The organism is Paractinoplanes tereljensis, assembly GCF_016862435.1.
Taxonomy (GTDB): Bacteria; Actinomycetota; Actinomycetes; order Mycobacteriales; family Micromonosporaceae; genus Actinoplanes; species Actinoplanes tereljensis.
This window is the reverse complement of the sequence record NZ_BOMY01000001.1, coordinates 253,048-269,191: the sequence shown is the minus strand read 5'-3', so window position 1 is coordinate 269,191 and position 16,144 is coordinate 253,048. Positions and strand designations below refer to the sequence as shown.

Annotated in this window: 13 protein-coding genes; 8 read left to right on the top strand and 5 right to left on the bottom strand. The window is 70.3% G+C overall.

Annotated elements, in window-relative coordinates:
* Nucleotides 1-73: 73 nt before the first annotated feature.
* Both Ate02nite_RS01235 and Ate02nite_RS01230 read right to left on the bottom strand, forming a co-directional pair.
* Nucleotides 74-901: a peptidylprolyl isomerase gene (locus tag Ate02nite_RS01235; RefSeq protein WP_203797614.1), complete on the bottom strand. Its 828-nt coding sequence runs from the start codon at nucleotides 899-901 to the stop codon at nucleotides 74-76.
* 33 nt (nucleotides 902-934) lie between these two features.
* Nucleotides 935-1,795, bottom strand: coding sequence for a peptidylprolyl isomerase (locus tag Ate02nite_RS01230; protein ID WP_203797612.1), 861 nt, complete (start codon nucleotides 1,793-1,795; stop codon nucleotides 935-937).
* A 131-nt stretch (nucleotides 1,796-1,926) separates the two neighbouring features.
* Here Ate02nite_RS01230 and Ate02nite_RS01225 point away from each other — a divergent pair, with 131 nt between their 5' ends.
* Both Ate02nite_RS01225 and hisS read left to right on the top strand, forming a co-directional pair.
* Nucleotides 1,927-2,610, top strand: coding sequence for an MBL fold metallo-hydrolase (locus Ate02nite_RS01225; RefSeq protein ID WP_203797610.1), 684 nt, complete (start codon nucleotides 1,927-1,929; stop codon nucleotides 2,608-2,610).
* 11 nt (nucleotides 2,611-2,621) lie between these two features.
* Nucleotides 2,622-3,938, top strand: a complete 1,317-nt coding sequence (gene hisS / locus Ate02nite_RS01220) for a histidine--tRNA ligase (RefSeq protein ID WP_203797608.1) — start codon at nucleotides 2,622-2,624, stop codon at nucleotides 3,936-3,938.
* Here the strand turns inward: hisS and Ate02nite_RS01215 are convergent.
* Nucleotides 3,919-5,007: a serine hydrolase domain-containing protein gene (locus tag Ate02nite_RS01215; RefSeq protein ID WP_438871144.1), complete on the bottom strand. Its 1,089-nt coding sequence runs from the start codon at nucleotides 5,005-5,007 to the stop codon at nucleotides 3,919-3,921. The two genes, hisS and Ate02nite_RS01215, sit on opposite strands and share 20 nt — an antisense overlap.
* A gap of 235 nt (nucleotides 5,008-5,242) precedes the next feature.
* Between Ate02nite_RS01215 and Ate02nite_RS01210 the strand changes: the two genes are divergently transcribed.
* Nucleotides 5,243-6,166: an acyl-ACP desaturase gene (locus tag Ate02nite_RS01210; RefSeq protein ID WP_203797673.1), complete on the top strand. Its 924-nt coding sequence runs from the start codon at nucleotides 5,243-5,245 to the stop codon at nucleotides 6,164-6,166.
* Nucleotides 6,167-6,168: 2 nt separating this feature from the next.
* Here Ate02nite_RS01210 and Ate02nite_RS01205 read toward each other — a convergent pair whose 3' ends face one another.
* Nucleotides 6,169-7,188, bottom strand: a complete 1,020-nt coding sequence (locus tag Ate02nite_RS01205) for a hypothetical protein (RefSeq protein WP_203797604.1) — start codon at nucleotides 7,186-7,188, stop codon at nucleotides 6,169-6,171.
* A 123-nt stretch (nucleotides 7,189-7,311) separates the two neighbouring features.
* Entirely contained in the window at nucleotides 7,312-7,815 is a 504-nt protein-coding gene (locus tag Ate02nite_RS01200; protein WP_203797602.1) for a PaaI family thioesterase, read from the bottom strand.
* A 55-nt stretch (nucleotides 7,816-7,870) separates the two neighbouring features.
* Here Ate02nite_RS01200 and Ate02nite_RS01195 point away from each other — a divergent pair, with 55 nt between their 5' ends.
* The 5 genes from Ate02nite_RS01195 (at nucleotide 7,871) to Ate02nite_RS01175 (ending at nucleotide 16,082) form a co-directional block, all read left to right on the top strand.
* Nucleotides 7,871-8,341 (top strand): winged helix-turn-helix transcriptional regulator, encoded by a 471-nt coding sequence (locus Ate02nite_RS01195; protein WP_203797601.1) that lies wholly within the window; start codon nucleotides 7,871-7,873, stop codon nucleotides 8,339-8,341.
* A 10-nt stretch (nucleotides 8,342-8,351) separates the two neighbouring features.
* Nucleotides 8,352-9,926: an MFS transporter gene (locus Ate02nite_RS01190; RefSeq protein WP_203797599.1), complete on the top strand. Its 1,575-nt coding sequence runs from the start codon at nucleotides 8,352-8,354 to the stop codon at nucleotides 9,924-9,926.
* A gap of 64 nt (nucleotides 9,927-9,990) precedes the next feature.
* Nucleotides 9,991-10,788 carry a cyanophycinase gene (locus tag Ate02nite_RS01185; protein ID WP_203797597.1) on the top strand — a complete coding sequence of 266 codons (798 nt, stop codon included), beginning with the start codon at nucleotides 9,991-9,993 and terminating at the stop codon, nucleotides 10,786-10,788.
* The gene (gene cphA, locus Ate02nite_RS01180; protein WP_203797595.1) at nucleotides 10,785-13,571 is read left to right on the top strand and encodes a cyanophycin synthetase; all 2,787 of its coding nucleotides are present in this window, start codon (nucleotides 10,785-10,787) and stop codon (nucleotides 13,569-13,571) included. The genes Ate02nite_RS01185 and cphA overlap by 4 nt, the downstream gene beginning before the upstream one ends.
* Before the next feature lie 507 nt (nucleotides 13,572-14,078).
* Entirely contained in the window at nucleotides 14,079-16,082 is a 2,004-nt protein-coding gene (locus tag Ate02nite_RS01175) for a serine/threonine-protein kinase (protein ID WP_239147037.1), read from the top strand.
* Nucleotides 16,083-16,144 lie beyond the last annotated feature (62 nt).

Here is a 16,144-nt window from a genome sequence, read left to right as displayed (position 1 = left end):
CCCGGCCCAAAACCGTCCCAGAGCAAGCAAAAGGGCGGAGCCCAAAGAGGCCCCGCCCTTACAAAGCAAAAACTCAGGACATAGTCAGAGCTTTAATGTCGAGCTCCTTCTTGGGGTGCCCACCACCGGCAGAGGAGGCAAAGGCACCGTCATCCCCGGCCTTGACCACGTCCTTAACGAAGTCGAGGCCAGAAGTGATCGTGCCGAGCAGCGTGTAGCTAGCCGGCAGCTGAGTGTCCTCAGAGCAAATGAAGAACTGAGACCCAGTGCTACCAGCCTGGCCCGTGTTAGCCATAGCGATCGACCCAGCCGGATACGGCTTGTTGGTGTCAGTAGGCAGGTTCTCCTCAGCCATGGTGTAGCTAGGCCCGCCTTGACCGTCAGTGTCCCGGTACCCCTTACCGGTAGCGAACGGATCCCCACACTGCAGCACCTTGAAGCTGGCTTCGTTCACGAGCCGGTGGCACTTGGTGTTGTCCCAGAACTTCTTGCTGGCCAGGTAGGTGAAGCTGGCGGTGGTGCACGGGACCTTGGACTTGTCCAGCGTGGCAACGATCTTGCCGAGGTTGGTGTCCATGGTCAGGGTCGCGGTGCCGGTGTTGGGCGCGGTGGTCGGCGGGGTGCCGACGTCCTTGACCTTGCCGCCGCCGGTGTCCGGCGTCCACGTGCAGGCGACCGAGCCGGCCGGTACGGCGCTGCTTGCCGTACTCGCGGGCTTTTTGTCGTCCTTGAGCGCGGTGACGATCCAGACCGCCGCGCCGGCGATGACCACGACGGCGAGCGCCGTACCGATGATCGCCTGCTTTTGCCGGCGCTTGCGAGCGGCTGCAGAGCGTTCCTGCATCTCCTTCTCGAGCCGGGCCCGCGCCGCCGCGCGCTGCCGGTCCTTGATCGACGACACGGTGTTCCTCCTGCTGTGTTCGGCCTGGGGGACTTAAGACTGTGCGCTCGCCGACGGCGCCGCGGAGGCAGTGGCGGCATCACCAACGGTGAGACTCTTGATCGTGATCTTCGTTTTGGGCTTGATCTTGTCGCCGGCGGAGTCATCGACGGTGGGGATCTTGCCGATCGTGGTGACGGTGTCGATGCCCGCGGACACCGTGCCGACGATCGAGTACTCCGGAGACGCCGGCGAGTAGTCCTTGAAGAAGATCAGGAACTGGCTGCCGTTGGTGCCGGGCGGGTTGCCGAGCAGGGCGACCGTACCCTTCGGGTAGAGCGGGGTGGTCGACGCCGCGGTGCCGGTGCTCGGCGACGGGTCGGGCTGTGCCGGGGTGTTCTCGCTGTAGACGCTGTAGGTCGGGCCGCCCAGTCCGGTGCCACTGGGGTCGCCGCAGCGAATCGCGCCGTACGTCGTGATCTCGTGGCACGTGGTGTTGTCGTAGAAGTTCTTGCTCGCGAGGTACCGGAGGTCCTCGGTGCCGCACGGCGCCTTCTCCTGATCCAGCGCGACGACGATGGGGTCGCCCTGGTCGGTGTTGATGGTCATCGTGTCGGTGCCGAGGGTCGGGATGTCCGTGGTGGGCGGAGTACCGACTTCCTTGAGGTTGGTGTTCGTCGTCGCGCTCTGCGGCGTCCAGGCGCACACGTCCTGCGCGGCCGTGTCCGCTTTGTCGTCGGAGTCGAACGCGCCGCCGATCCAGGCGATGCCCGCGACGATCAGGAGGACCGCGACACCCGAGCCGACGCCGGCATAGATGCGTCGCCTGCGCCGCTCCTTGGCGACGCGCCGAGCCAACTGCCGATCGTGCTTGGCCCGTGCCAGCTTGCGCTGCCGGTCCTTACTGGAAGTCACCGAACGTTGCCCTTCCTCATGTTCCTAGTCACACGCCCGCAAGAGTGTACGGGTACCTCCTGGGAAAGTGGTGTGCCCCCGCCCGGCTAGGCTCGTTACGATTTGCTCCAGATCGGCAGAGAGGTCGTGGCGTGCTCGTCACCGGCGTTGAGGCACAGGCCTTCGGCACCAATTGCTATGTGGTGGCTGTGGGTCCGGGTGAGCAGTGCCTGATCGTCGACCCCGGCATCGGCGTGCTCGACCGGCTCGACGAGGTGCTCGCGCAGCACCGTCTGCAGCCGGCTGCGGTGCTGCTCACGCACGGGCACCTCGACCACACGTTCTCGGTCGCGCCGGTCTGCGGGGCGCGCGGCATCACGGCCTATGTGCACCCGGCCGACCTGGAGATGCTGGCCGATCCATCCAAGGGCTTGAGCATGGACCTGAACCAGTTGTTCGGTGGCCGGCTGCCCTACACCGAGCCCGACGACGTCGCCGAGCTGACCGACGGCGGGGTGCTGAACATCGCCGGCATAGAGGTGACCGTCGATCACGCGCCCGGCCATACCGGCGGGTCGGTGCTGTTCCGCCTGCCGGGAGATGACGCTCCGCTGTGTTTGTCGGGCGACGTTCTCTTCGCGGGATCCATCGGACGCACCGATCTGCCGGGCGGCAGTACGGACACGATGATGACCAGCCTGCGGGACAAGATCCTGCCGCTGGCCGACGAGACCGTCGTCCTGCCCGGCCACGGACCAGCCACCACCATCGGCCGCGAGCGCGCCACCAACCCGTACCTACGGGAGTTGACCGCAGCGCCCGGCCGCGGACTCTAGGAGCAACGTCAGTGCCTATCTCCGGCTTTCCCGAATGGCTGCCCGCCCAGCGCATCATCGAGCAGCGGGTGATCGACCGCATCCGGTCGACGTTCGAGCTCTATGGTTTTGCCCCGCTCGAGACTCGCTCGGTCGAGCCGCTCGAGACCCTGCTCAGCAAGGGGGAGACCTCGAAGGAGGTCTACCTGCTGCACCGCCTGCAGGCCGAGGCGGACGCGAAGGACGACGATCAGCTCGGCCTGCACTTCGACCTGACCGTCCCGTTCGCACGCTTCGTCGTGGAAAATGCGGGCAAGCTGCAGTTCCCGTTCCGCCGCTACCAGATTCAGAAGGTGTGGCGGGGGGAGCGACCGCAGGAGGGCCGCTACCGCGAGTTCCTGCAGGCCGACATCGACGTGGTCAACCGCGACTCGCTGCCGTTCCACTACGACACCGAGATGCCGCTGGTCATCGGCGACGCGCTGGGCGGCCTGCCGATCCCGCGGGCCCGCATCCTGGTCAACAACCGCAAGGTGTGCGAGGGCTTCTACCGCGGGCTTGGCCTCACCGACACCGATCAGGTGCTGCGGACGGTCGACAAGCTCGACAAGATCGGGCCCGAAAAGGTCGCGGCGTTGCTGGTCGAGACGGCCGGCGCGACCGACGCACAGGCCGCGGCCTGCCTTGAGCTGGCCGCCATCTCGGCCGAGGACGGCTCCTTCGTGGACGCGGTCCGCAAGTTGGGGGTCAGCGACCCGCTGCTCGACGAGGGGCTCGACGAGCTGGTCCGGGTGGTCGAGACGGCCCGGGAGCACGCTCCCGGCCTGGTCGCCGCGGATCTGAAGATCGCTCGCGGTCTCGACTACTACACCGGCACGGTCTACGAGACCCAGCTGCGCGGTTACGAGCGGTTCGGGTCGGTCTGCTCGGGCGGCCGCTACGACAACCTGGCGTCCTCCGGTAAGGAGCGCTTCCCGGGCGTCGGCATCTCCATCGGGGTGTCCCGGATGCTCGGTGTGCTGTTCGGCAAGCAGGCGCTGACGGTGTCCCGGTCGGTGCCCACCTGCGTACTCGTCGCTTTGCCGCACGAGGACCAGCGGGCCGCTTGCGACCGGATCGCCGGCGCGCTGCGCCGCCGCGGCATTCCCACCGAGGTGGCGCCGGCCGCGGCGAAATTCGGCAAGCAGATTCAGTACGCCGACCGGCGCGGCATTCCCTACGTGTGGTTCCCGGGTGAGCCGGACACGGTGAAGGACATCCGCTCGGGGGAGCAGGTCGACGCCGACGTCACCGCGTGGCAGCCGCCGGACGCCGACCTGCACCCGTCGGTCAGTGGAGAGCCTCAATAGTTCGCGGCATGGTCGTCGCGGCCGCCTTGAGCTGCTGCGACGACCCTCCGCAGAGCGCGGTGAGCAGGAAGTTGGCGATGGCCTCGTCGATCGCGGGATTGACGTAGAACGCCATGCTGTGCGCGTACGAGACCTGGCGCTGCCCGTCCGGGCTGTGCCAGGAGATCGTCTGGTGGCCGATCGTCCCGCCGTCGTGTCCCCAGAACCGCCCGCACGGCAGGTCGACCCAGTAGAGGCCGAGCCCGTAACCGCCGGCCGCCGGCTCCTCCGGGAACTGCGGCACGGTGTTCTCCATCTCGGCCAGCAGCGCCGGCTTGAGCAGCCGCCCGGACAGCAGCGCCCGGTAGAAGACGTCCAGGTCGTGCGCGGTCGACACGATCTCGCCGGCCGCCCAGCCCCAGGTCATGTTGTAGACGGTGAAGTCCTTCAGGGTGCCGTCGATCCATGGGACGTACGCGTGCATGTGCGGTCCGCGGATCTTCGGGTCGGCCCCCTCGAAGTAGGTGTCGCGGAGGCCGAGCGGTCGCAGGATCCGCCGGCTCACCTCGGACTCGTAGCGGTTTCCGGTGACCCGCTCGATGATCAGTCCGGCCAGGATGTAGTTGGTGTTGGAGTACGACCAGGTCGCTCCCGGTGCGTTGGTGGCGCCGGCCTGGAGGCCGAGGCGTACCAATTGTTCGGGTTGGTAGATCGTCTGGCCCATCGTGATGATGTCTTCTTCGGTCTTGATGAGCTCGTTGGTGTAGTTGCCGATGCCGCTGGTGTGCTGCAGCAGCATCCGCACCGTCACCTGACTGGACAAATCGGATGGCACCAGGCCGCGGGGTAGATAGCGGCCGATCGGGGCGTCCAACGACACCCGGCGCTCGTTCACCAGCTGCAGCACGGTGGTGGCCACGAAGGTCTTGGTGATGCTGCCCACCCGGTGCCGCATGCCGTCGAGGACCGGCGAGCCGGTGGCGACATCGGCTACGCCGGCGGCCGGCGTCCAGGTGCGGCGGCCGTCCCGCACCTCGGCGAACACGCCCGGCATGCCGGCCGCGTGCACCGCGTCGAGCTGCTGTTGCAGGAGTCGGCCGTAGGTGTCGGGGCCGGCCGCAGCGGGCGCGGCCGGGGTCACCACCACGGCGAAAATGGTCAGAACGGTCAGGGCGCGTCGCAACACTGCTGCCTCCCAGGTCGTTTGAGCCATCCATGATGGTCGACCCGTGCCACTGAAGAGTCAGCTGTGAATTCCGTGCCCCGTTCGGATACCGGCGGGTAAGAGGTTACGGTGGCGTAGGTTACGCAACCGTAGGGGAGAGATCGTGGACCAGACCGCCCTGCTCATCGAGCTGGAACCCGTAGTGGCCGCCAACCTCGACCGGCACTTGTCGCTGGCCAAGGAATGGTTCCCGCACGAGTACGTGCCGTGGAGCGAGGGGCGCACCTATGACGGCCTGCTGAACGGCGAGCCGTGGAAGCCGACCGACTCCCCGCTGCCCGACGTCGCGCGCACCGCGCTGATCGTCAACCTGCTGACCGAGGACAACCTGCCGTCGTACCACCACGAGATCGCGACGCTGTTCGGCCGCGACGGCGCGTGGGGCACCTGGGTGCACCGCTGGACGGCGGAAGAGGGCCGGCACGGCATCGCGCTGCGCGATTACCTGACGGTCACCCGCGCGGTCGACCCGATCGCGCTGGAACGGGCCCGCATGGTGCACATGGAGGCGGGCTACAACAATTACCACCCCGACGAGATGATGCACTCCATCGCCTATGTCGCGTTCCAGGAATTGGCGACCCGCATCTCGCATCGCAACACCGGTAAGGCCACCGGCGACCCGATCGCCGAGCAATTGCTGGCCCGGGTCGCGGCCGACGAGAACCTCCACATGGTCTTCTACCGCAATCTGCTGGCGGCGGCCTTCGACCTCGACCCCGACCACGCGATGCGGGCGGTGGCCGACGTGGTGGCCGGCTTCCAGATGCCCGGCGCCAACATCGAGGGTTTCCAGCGAAAGGCGCTGTCGATCGCTTTGGCGGGTATCTATGACCTGCGCCAGCACCGCGACGAGGTGCTGCAGCCGGTTATCCGGCAGTGGAACATCTTCGGCCGCACCGATCTGTCGGCCGAGGGGGAGAAGGCCCGCGAGGAGTTGGCCGCCCATATGGACGAGCTCGAGACCCAGGCGTCCCGCTTCGAGGAGAAGCGTGAGGCCCGGCGTCTTCGGCTGAGCCGCTGAGATCAGCCGAAGTTGGGGTGGGCCGGGCCGCCCAGTTGGGTGGAGATCCGGCCCAGGACGGCTCGGTGGGCGGTGCCGTCAACCTGGTACTCGGGCTCGACCTCCAGGGCCGACTCGTCGACGATGGTCGCCCACTCGGCTAACTGGACGGACAGCGCGGCCCACTGGGCGCCGGTCAACGTGACCCGGGACGTCGGCGCCTGCCGGCGGACGGCCGCGACCAGCCGGTCGTAGTCCTGGTCGTCCTCGGTGGGTTCGTCGACGACGACGGCATCGTCGGTGTCGTACATCTCCAGGGCGGTGCGCCACTGGGCCGGGGTCAGCTTGACGGTGTAGTCGCGCTCCGGGCGGATCTTCAGCTGGGCCAGCGCGTCGATCTCGGTCGGGTCGAGTTCGCGCAGGTCGGGGGCGTCGGCGGCGACGGCGAACTCGCACCAGCCGGACCAGCCCGCCAGGGTCTCGTCGGGCGTTCCGCGAACCCGCCACTGGTAGGTTTCGCCCGGCGTCAGCTCGCCCGGTTCGAAGTCCAGGGTCGCCACGTCCGGGCCGTCGATCGAGGTGCTGGTGTAGGTGCTGTCCGGCTCGGCGGTCGTGCGGTATTCGAAGAGGGGCTGGGCGCCACCCGGACCCTCGAAGGTCGCCGACAGGGTGAGCGTCGTCGTGGTGCCGACGACCGGGCGGGCCGCGCCGGTGACACAGCCGGCCGTGGTGCCGGTAGCCAGGTGGACCGGCACCGGCACGGTCAGCGGCGGCAGGATCGGCACGTCGAAGGCCGGTGCCATGGCCGTCGCCGGCACGTCGAGTTCCGCCGTCGTCGTGACGGTGAGGTGGGATGAGAAGGCCGGTTCGATCGCGATCGCGCAGTTCACCTCGACGCCGGGCTCCAGGGAGACCGCAGCCGGGCAGAGCGCGTACAGGTCGTCGACGGGTGTGGCGGGCTGGGCCGACGCCGGCTGAAGTGCGGCCGTGACCACCAGGGCCAGCGCCGGGGCCAGCACGTACGGAAGACGGTGGGCGCGCATCGATCTTCCCATCGGCCGGCGGGCTGTTTGGCTGAGCGACCAAAGTCGCCGCCCGGCGGCGGGGTATGGCCGGGACCGACGCCTGGCGTATCCCTGAACCAGGGGACTGTTCGATCGGCGTACTTATAAAGGCATTTCGAAGATGAGGCAACTGCTTGTGGCGTGGGCCAGCAGTTTGCCGGCGGAATCGGTCAGTCTGGCCTCGGCCAGTGCGGTGCGGCGGCCCTGCTGGAGAATGCTGCCTTTGCAGGTGATGCGGCCGGTGGTGATGGTGATCGGACGCAGGAATTTCACCGAGAGATCGAGGCTGGTGTAACCGACGCCGATCGGGAGAGTGCTGTGCACGGTGCAGCCGGCGGCGGTGTCCAGCAATGTCGAAATGACGCCGCCGTGCATGGAGCCGAGCGGGTTGTAATGGAATTCCTGCGGGTCCAGGTGAACGGTGACCGAGCCTTCCTCGACCTCCATGCCGGCCAGGTCGACCAATTGCATGATCGGCGGAGCCGGGAGTTCGCCGGACGCCATTGCTCGCAACAGGTCGAGGCCACTGCGGCGGCCGATCAGGTTCGCGTGCACCGACGGGTCGGTCCAGCCGAAAGTGCGGGAGCGATCCTGGGTCTGCGTCATGGACGCAGCCTCGCCCGCCCTTGCTGCGTCTGTCAAGCAGACCTAGCCTGGTGTCATGAATTCCACAGCGCTCAGTTGGTCCATCGACGGGTGCACGATCGAGCGGGCGATGGAGGTGCTCGGCGAGAAGTGGACCGTCGTGGTGCTGCGCGAGGTCTTCAACGGGGTGCGTCGTTTCGACGACATGCGGGTGCGCACCGGCATACCCCGGCAGGTGCTGACGAACCGGCTGGCCATGCTGGTCGAGCAGGAGATGCTGCGGCGGGAGCCCTACCGCGAGCCGGGCGCGCGGGAACGGCACGAGTACCGGCTTACCGCCAAGGGGCTGGACGTCTATCCGGTGCTGGTCACGCTGCTGGCGTGGGGTAACCGGTATTTCGCCGGGCCGGCCGGGCCGCCGCTGAAGTTCGAGCACCGGGACTGCGGGTGCGAGGTGCACGCCGAGATCCACTGTTCGGCCGGGCACCGGCTGGACGACGTGCGCGAGGTGGTACCCCGGCCGGGGCCGGGCGCGTCCCGGCGGTAGACACTGCGCTGTGACCTCCTCCTGGGCGCCGCTGCGCCAACCCGTGTTCCGCGTGCTGTGGGTGGCGGTCCTGGCCGGCAACGTCGGCACCTGGATGCAGACGGTCGGCGCCCAGTGGCTGGTCGTCCAGGAGCCGCACGCGGCCACCTGGGTGAGCCTGGTGCAGGCCGTGACCATGCTTCCGGTGCTGCTGCTGGCGTTGCCGTCGGGGGCGCTGGCCGACCGGTTCGACCGGCGCCGGCTGCTGCTGGCCGTGCAGATCGGGTTGTTCGCGGTCGCCTCGGTGCTGACCGTGTTCACCTGGCTCGACCTGATGCCGCCGGCGCTGCTGCTCGGGTTCACCTTCCTGCTCGGGGTCGGGCAGGCCCTGACCCTGCCCACCTGGCAGGCGGTGATCCCGGAGGTGGTGCCGCGCGACGAACTGCCGTCGGCGTCGGCGCTGGGCGCGGTCAACACCAACCTGGCCCGGTCGGCCGGGCCGGCCGTGGCCGGTCTGCTGGTGGCCCAGATCGGATCGGCAGCGGTGTTCGGGCTCAACGCGCTGTCGTTCGCCGTCTTCGCGGCGGCGCTGGCCTGGTGGCGGCGGCCGGCGCAGGCGCCGGACTCGCATCCGGAGCACTTCGGGTCGGCTCTGCGGGCCGGTGGCCGGTACGTGCGTTACTCGCCGACGGTCCGGCTGCTGCTGCTTCGGGTGGTGCTGTTCGTGCTGCCGGGCAGCGTGGTCTGGGGTCTGCTGCCGGTGGTCGCGCACCAGGAGCTCGGGTTGGGGGCGAGCGGCTACGGCATCCTGCTGGCCGCGCTGGGGGTGGGCGCGATCGTGGGTGCGCTGCTGATGCCGCGCATCCGGCAGCGGCTCAGCCCGAATCGGCTGATCGTCCTGGCCGGTGTCGTCTACGCGGTGGCCCTGGTGGTCGTCGCGCTGGTGCCGCTGTTCCCGGCGGTGACGGTCGCCCTGGTCGCGGCCGGGCTGGCCTGGATGACGCTGGTCTCGCGGATGAACGCCACCCTGCAGTTGTTCCTGCCCAACTGGGTGCGAGCCCGGGGGTTCGGGATCTACCAGGTGGTGTTCGCGGGCGGGCAGGCGGTGGGGGCGCTGGCCTGGGGTCAGGTGGCCACGGCGGTCAGCCTCGATGCGGCCTTCGTGACGGCGGCCGGGCTGATGCTGGCCGGGACCGTGACCGTGCTCTGGTGGCCGGTGCACGAGGTGGACGGCACCGACCGGAGCCCGGCGATCTACTGGGCCGAGCCGCATCTGATGCTGGAGCCGCACCTGGACGAGGGGCCGGTGCTGGTCACCGCGGTCTACCGGGTGGGCGACGCGAACGTGGACGCCTTCCGGGCGGCGATGCGGCAGCTGCGCGGGTCGCGGCAGCGGACCGGCGCGACCCGGTGGGGGCTGTTCCGGGACGGCGAGGACCCGGCCAAGTTCGTCGAGGTCTACCAGGTGCCCACCTGGGCCGAGCATCTGCGCCAGCACGAGGGCCGGCTGACCCAGCGGGACGAGGGAGTCGAGGAGCGGGCGGTGGCCCTCGCCGACGGGCCGGCCGAGGTTACCCACCTGCTGCCCGCGGACTACCAGCATTAGGCGGATGTTTCGGATTTGTTCCGTTTAACCTCAGGGATGGCTGCTGCATCCTTGAGGGGGAACTGTGTCGAGTCACGGCCGGCTCCTGATCATCGGCGGCGCCGCCGGGCCCTCGCTGCTCGCCCGTTTCGTCGAGCTGGCCGGTGGGAGCCGGGCGCGGATCGTGGTGATCGCCACCGCGAGTTCGTCGCCCGCCGCCGCCGAGACCGCCCACCGGGAGGCGTTCACCGCTCTCGGTGCGGGCGAGGTCGTCCCGCTGCGGCTGAACACCCGGGCCGACGCCCAGCTCGAACAGCCCGCCCTGCATCGGGCCACCGGCGTCTTCTTCACCGGCGGCGACCAGGAGCGGATCACCACGGTGCTCGGCGGCACCGCCACCGACTCGCTGCTGCAGGCCCGGGTGGCGGCCGGTGCGGTGGTGCTGGCCGGCACCAGCGCCGGCGCGGCCGCGATGTCCGGCACGATGATCGCCGAGGGCGACGCGCCCGGGGTCAACCGGGCCGCCGTGCGCACCGGGCCCGGCCTCGAGTTCCTGCCCGGCGTGCTGATCGACCAGCACTTCGCCGAACGCGGCCGGCTCAACCGGCTGCTCAGCGCCGTCGCGCTGTACCCGCACGAGCTCGGTCTCGGCATCGACGAGGACACCGCCATCCTGACCGACGGCGACCGTTTCGAGGTGCTGGGCAGCGGCGCGGTCACCGTCGTGGACGCCGGCGCCGCCACCGACATCCGGGTTCCGGCCCGGGGCCCGATCACCCTGGCCGGGGCGCGCATCCACGTGCTGCCCGCCGGGCACACCTTCCACCTCACGGGACGCCGGCCGGTCGTCGACGCACCCGCGGCCGAACGGGGAGTCGCATGAAGATCGAAAGCCTGCGCCGGCTGCGCGGACCCAACGTGTACCTGTCCCGGCCGGCGGTCGTCGCCCGGCTCCGGCTCGGCGACCTGGCCGGCCGGGAGACATCCGACCTCACCGGCTTCCCGGAGCGGCTGCTGCGCGCGCTGCCCGGCCTGACCGAACACCACTGCGCGGCCGGTGCGCCCGGCGGGTTCGTCAGCCGGCTGCGCGGCGGGACCTACTTCGGGCACGTGACCGAGCACGTCTGCCTGGAGCTGTCCCAGCTGATCGGGCGGGACATCAGCTTCGGGCGCACGGTGTCGACCGGCGAACCGGACGTCTACCAGCTGATCGTGGAATGCCCGGTGGACGAGCCGGCCGGCTCGACCGTGCCGGGCGACCTGCTGGCGATGGCCGTCGATCTGGTCACCGAGATCGCGGCCGGGCGGTCCTTCTCCAGCGTGGCGCTGGCCACCGCCGCGGCCGGCGTGCCGGAGATTCAGCACGGCTCGGCGGCCGACCTGGCTTCGATCGCCGCGCTGGCCGAGCGGGAGGCCACCGGGCCGAGCACCCGGGCGATCATCGCGGCCGCCCGGCGCCGGGGCATCCCGGTCGAGCGCTGTGGCGACCTCAGCCTGGTGCGGCTCGGCTGGGGCACCCGGCGCCGGCTCGCCTGGGCGGCGATGAGCGACCGCACCAGCGGCGTCGGCATCGACATCGCCGGCGACAAGGAGATCACCCGGCGGCTGCTGGCCGAGGCCGGCGTGCCGATCCCGGCCGGCGGGGTGGCCCGCACCGCCGCCGAGGCGGCCCGGCTCTTCGCCGAGCTCGGCGCGCCCGTCGTGATCAAACCCCGGCAGGGCCGGCAGGGCGACCGGGTCACCCTCAGCGTCACGACCGGGGCGGAGACGGCGTACGCGTTCAGCGCAGCCGGCGAGGACGTGATCATCGAGCGGCAGCTGACCGGCCGCGACTACCGGGTGCTGGTGGTGGCGGGCGAGGTGGCGGCGGCGGCCGAGCGCATCGCCGCGCACGTCGCCGGCGACGGCCGCAGCACGGTCGCCGAGCTGGTCGACCGCACCAACACCGACCCGCGCCGGGGGGCCGGCCACTCCCGGGTGCTGACCCGGATCACCGTGGACGACACCGCCCTGCGGGTGCTCGAGCACCAGGGGCACACGCTGGCGTTCGTGCCGGCCGCCGGGCAGAAGGTGTGGCTGCGCGAGACCACCAACCTGTCCACCGGCGGCACCAGCCACGACGTCACCGACCGGGTGCACCCCGACGTGACCCGGCTCTGCCTGCGGGTGGCCGCGCTGGTCGGCCTGGACATCTGCGGGATCGACCTGCGGTTGCCGGACATCGCCGAGCCGCTCGCCCCGGTGCGCGACGGCGACGAGGTGACCGGCGGGGTGATCGAGGTGAACGCGGTACCCGGCCTGCGGATGCACCTGGCCCCGGTGCGCGGCCGGGCGCACGACGTGGGCGACGCGATCGTGCGGGCGATGTTCCCGGCCGGCTCCGACGGCCGCATCCCGACCGCCGCGGTGACCGGCACCAACGGCAAGACCACGGTGGCCCGGCTGACCGCGCACCTGCTGGCCGACACCGGCAAGCGGATCGGGCTGACCACCACCGACGGGGTCGGCATCGACGGCCGGGAGATCTTCCGGGCCGACGCGACCGGGCCGCTGTCCGCGCAGATGGTCCTCGGCGACCCGGGGGTGCAGGCCGCGGTGCTGGAGACCGCGCGGGGCGGGCTGCTCAAGCGCGGCCTCGGCTACGACTGGTCGGACGTCGGGGTGATCACCAACATCACCGCCGATCACCTCGGGCAGGACGGGCTCGACTCGGTCGAGGACCTGGCCCACGTGAAGGCCCTGGTGGCCGAGCGGGTGCGGGACGGCGGGACGCTCGTGCTCAACGTGGACGACCCGTGGGTGCGGTCGCTGGTCGACCGGCCGCGGGTGCGCGCCGACCGCAAGCGGGTCGTCTGGTTCGGCCTCGACTCACGGCACCCGGTGGTGGTCGAGCACCTCGCCAAGGGTGGCACCGCCTATCTCCTGCACGACGGCTGGCTGATGCAGGCGACCGGGGCCCGGCGCACGCCGCTGCTGCGGCTGGCCGACCTGCCCGGGGCGTACGGGGGAGCGGCCCTGCACGCCGCGGCCAACGCCCTGGCCGCCGCCGCGGCCGCCCGGGCCCTGGGGGCCGGCCAGGAGTCGGTGGCCCGCCGGCTCGCCGACTTCGACCCGCCGGTCGCCAACCCGGGCCGGGCCACCCTGATGCGGATCGGTGACGTGGCGGTGTTCGTCGATTACGCGCACAACCCGGCCGCCCTGGCCGCCACGCTGCGGACCCTGCACCGGCTGTGGGGGGCCGAGCGGTGCGTGGCCGCCGTGACGCTGCCCGGTGACCGGCGCGACGACCTGCTGGCGGCCTGCGCCCAGATCATCGCCGACGGGGTGGGCCGGGCTGTGCTCTACGACGACGAGGACCTGCGCGGGCGGGAGCCGGGCGAGGTGTCCGCCCTCGTCGAGCGGGAGATGCGGGCCCGCCGGCCGAAGCTGCTGTCGATGCGCGAGGACGGCTATCGGGAGGCGATCACCACGGCCATCCACCTGGCCCGGCCGGGCGAGGTCGTGCTGGTGCTCTACGAGGAACTGGCGCCGGTGCTGACGCTGCTGGCCGAGCTCGGCGCGGTGCGTGGCGGGGACGTTCCGGTGCCGGCCGCGCTGCCGGTGCGGGCCCCCGGCGCGCTGCCCGCACCGGCCCGTGACCTGGTCAAGGGCGTGCTGCTGGGGTGACACGCGAGCCGGTCGGAAGTTGGCACGCGGAACTGTCTGAAAAGCCGAGGGGGTCACCCGAACAGATGGGGTTGCACTGCTAGATCCTTCAACATTTGCCATAAGGACACTATTTAAAGATCATCGCTGGGTGACGGTGTTCCGTCTCGATCAGTGACCGGATGGCGACAGTTGGTAGATCACTCCCGGGTGGACGTTCAGAACGCTGAACTACCGAAGCTTCCGATTTTTCCATAGAAATGTGTATTTTCCCGGGAAAAGCGCCTCGAGGTAAGTCCAAGATCCGACTTTCAGCCGGGTCGGTCCAATCTCGACGGGTGGCATATGACAGGAAACGGACGGTAACCAGTCGCAGGTAGATGCTGGTCTCGACCGCTCGTGGTACATGCCCTTCGTGGGCTAACATCTCGCCGTCGATGGGGAACGCCCGGTAATCGGGTTCTACCCGACGTCGAGGAGCATGGCGGTGCGTCTCGGCGTTTCTTCGGAGCGCGCATGTGGGGGCACATGAGCACGACGGACCTGCCCGGAGCGAGCCTGCTGGCCGATAGATATCGGTTGGTGGAGCGGCTCGGTGCCGGCGGGATGTCAGTGGTGTGGCGAGGATTTGATGAGGTCCTCGGACGCCAGGTCGCGGTCAAAGTACTGCCGCCGTCGACCAGCGCGGACCCGGCTTTCCGGCGTCGGCTGAGGGCTGAGGCCCAGGCTGCCGCACGGCTGAGCCACCCGCACATCACCAACGTCTACGACTACGGCGAGGCGGTCACCGTTGACGGTGAGCCGGTTCCCTATGTCGTGATGGAGCTCATCGACGGCGAGTCGCTCGCCGCCGTTCTGGCCCGGGCCCGTCGGCTGCCGTGGCAGCACGCGGTCCGGATCACCGCTGAGGTGGCCGCCGCGCTGGCCGCCGCGCACTCGCGCGGCATCGTGCACCGCGACGTCACCCCGGCCAACGTCATGCTGACCCCGACCGGGGCCAAGGTTGTCGACTTCGGCATCTCGGCGCTGATCGGGGAGAACGACATAGACCCGGACGGCAGCCTGCTCGGCACGCCGGCCTACCTCGCGCCCGAGCGGCTCGAGGGTGGTCAGGTCAGCCCGGCCACCGATGTCTACGCGGTGGGCCTGCTGATCTACCGCACGCTGATCGGCCAGCTGCCGTGGGACGTCGGCACCACCACCGCGCTGCTGCGCGCCCACCAATATGTCGAGCCCGACCCGCTGCCCGCGGTCGAGGGCCTGCCGCACGCGGTCTCCGCGCTGGTCGGCCGCTGCCTGGAGAAGCGTCCGCAGGACCGGCCGTCGAGCGCCGAGCTGGCGCACGTGCTGGCCGCCGTCGCGGCGGGTGCGCCGTCGGTGGCCCGCGGTTACGTGCCCGACTGGGCCGAGAGCGGCGAGGACACCACGATCCTGCCGCGCCACCAGCGGTCCTACCCCGATGTGATCCGGCACGAACCGACGCCGCCCAAGGCGCATGCGGAGGAGGCGGAGCCGCCGGTCCGCAACAGCCGTTTCGCGGCGCTGCGCTCCGGCCCGGTCGTGATGTCCGCGGCCGCCGGGGCGGCTCTGCGGCCGGCGTTCGAGGGCAACCAGCCGCCCGGGCCGGCGTCCCCGGACAAGGGTGGCAAGGAGCGCAACCGGGGCCCGCAGAACCCGACCCGGCGCATCATGATCGCGGCCGGTGCGGTTCTGCTGCTCGGTGTCGGCACCTACGCCTGGAGCCTGGCCGCCAACACCGGCGGCAGCGACCGGGACGAGGGGTCGTCGCAGGCGAGCGTCGTGGCGGCCAGCGGCAAGTGCGTGGTCAGCTACGCGATCTGGAGCGACTCCCAGGGCAAGTTCAGTGCCCAGGTGACGGTGGCCAACCGGGACGCGTCTCCGATCAGCGACTGGAAGCTGTGGTTCATCATGCCCGGCGACCAGGTCGTGTCCGGCAACGGCAAGGTGCCGCTGACCCAGACCGGCAACCAGGTCACGATGGCCTCCACCGCGCCGCTGGCCGGTCGCAAGGCCGTGACCCTGCCGATCACGGGCCGGTACTCACTGAACAACGCCACGCCGCTCGCGTTCAACCTCAACGACCGCAGCTGCGAGACGTTCGTGTCGGAGGGACCGGGCAAGGCGACCAAGCAGGTGCAGAACCTGTCGAACGGCGAGACGCGCCTGGTGCCGACCCCGGCGGGCACCACTCCGATCCCGGGGGTCACGATCGGGCCCGGTGGCACCATCACCATCAACCCGACCGCCGACCCGACCGCCACCGGCACGACGGGCCCCACCACCGGGCCGACCACCGCCCCGACCACGGACCCGACGACCGCGCCGACCATCGCGCCGACCACGACGGATCCCACCGCGGTGGCGCCGAAACCGCCGACGACAGATCCGACCACGGCGCCGACGACAGCGCCCACGACGGCTGCGACGACGACGGAGCCGGTGGGGCCGTCGGCGAGTGTCGGTGGCGAGACCTGTAACCCGGAAACCGACCTGGACTGTCCCACCACCTGAGCAATGCGCTTCCGATCGGCCGTCCGGGGAAAAACCTTCCGCCGGACGGCCGATCGCCGCGT

Excerpts from the sequence above, each read along its gene's own strand:
- Ate02nite_RS01200 (WP_203797602.1), bottom strand. The coding sequence starts at position 7,815 with ATGACGCAGACCCAGGATCGCTCCCGCACTTTCGGCTGGACCGACCCG.
- Ate02nite_RS01195 (WP_203797601.1), top strand. The coding sequence starts at position 7,871 with ATGAATTCCACAGCGCTCAGTTGGTCCATCGACGGGTGCACGATCGAG.
- cphA (WP_203797595.1), top strand. The coding sequence starts at position 10,785 with ATGAAGATCGAAAGCCTGCGCCGGCTGCGCGGACCCAACGTGTACCTG.
- Ate02nite_RS01175 (WP_239147037.1), top strand. The coding sequence starts at position 14,079 with ATGAGCACGACGGACCTGCCCGGAGCGAGCCTGCTGGCCGATAGATAT.
- Ate02nite_RS01205 (WP_203797604.1), bottom strand. The coding sequence starts at position 7,188 with ATGCGCGCCCACCGTCTTCCGTACGTGCTGGCCCCGGCGCTGGCCCTG.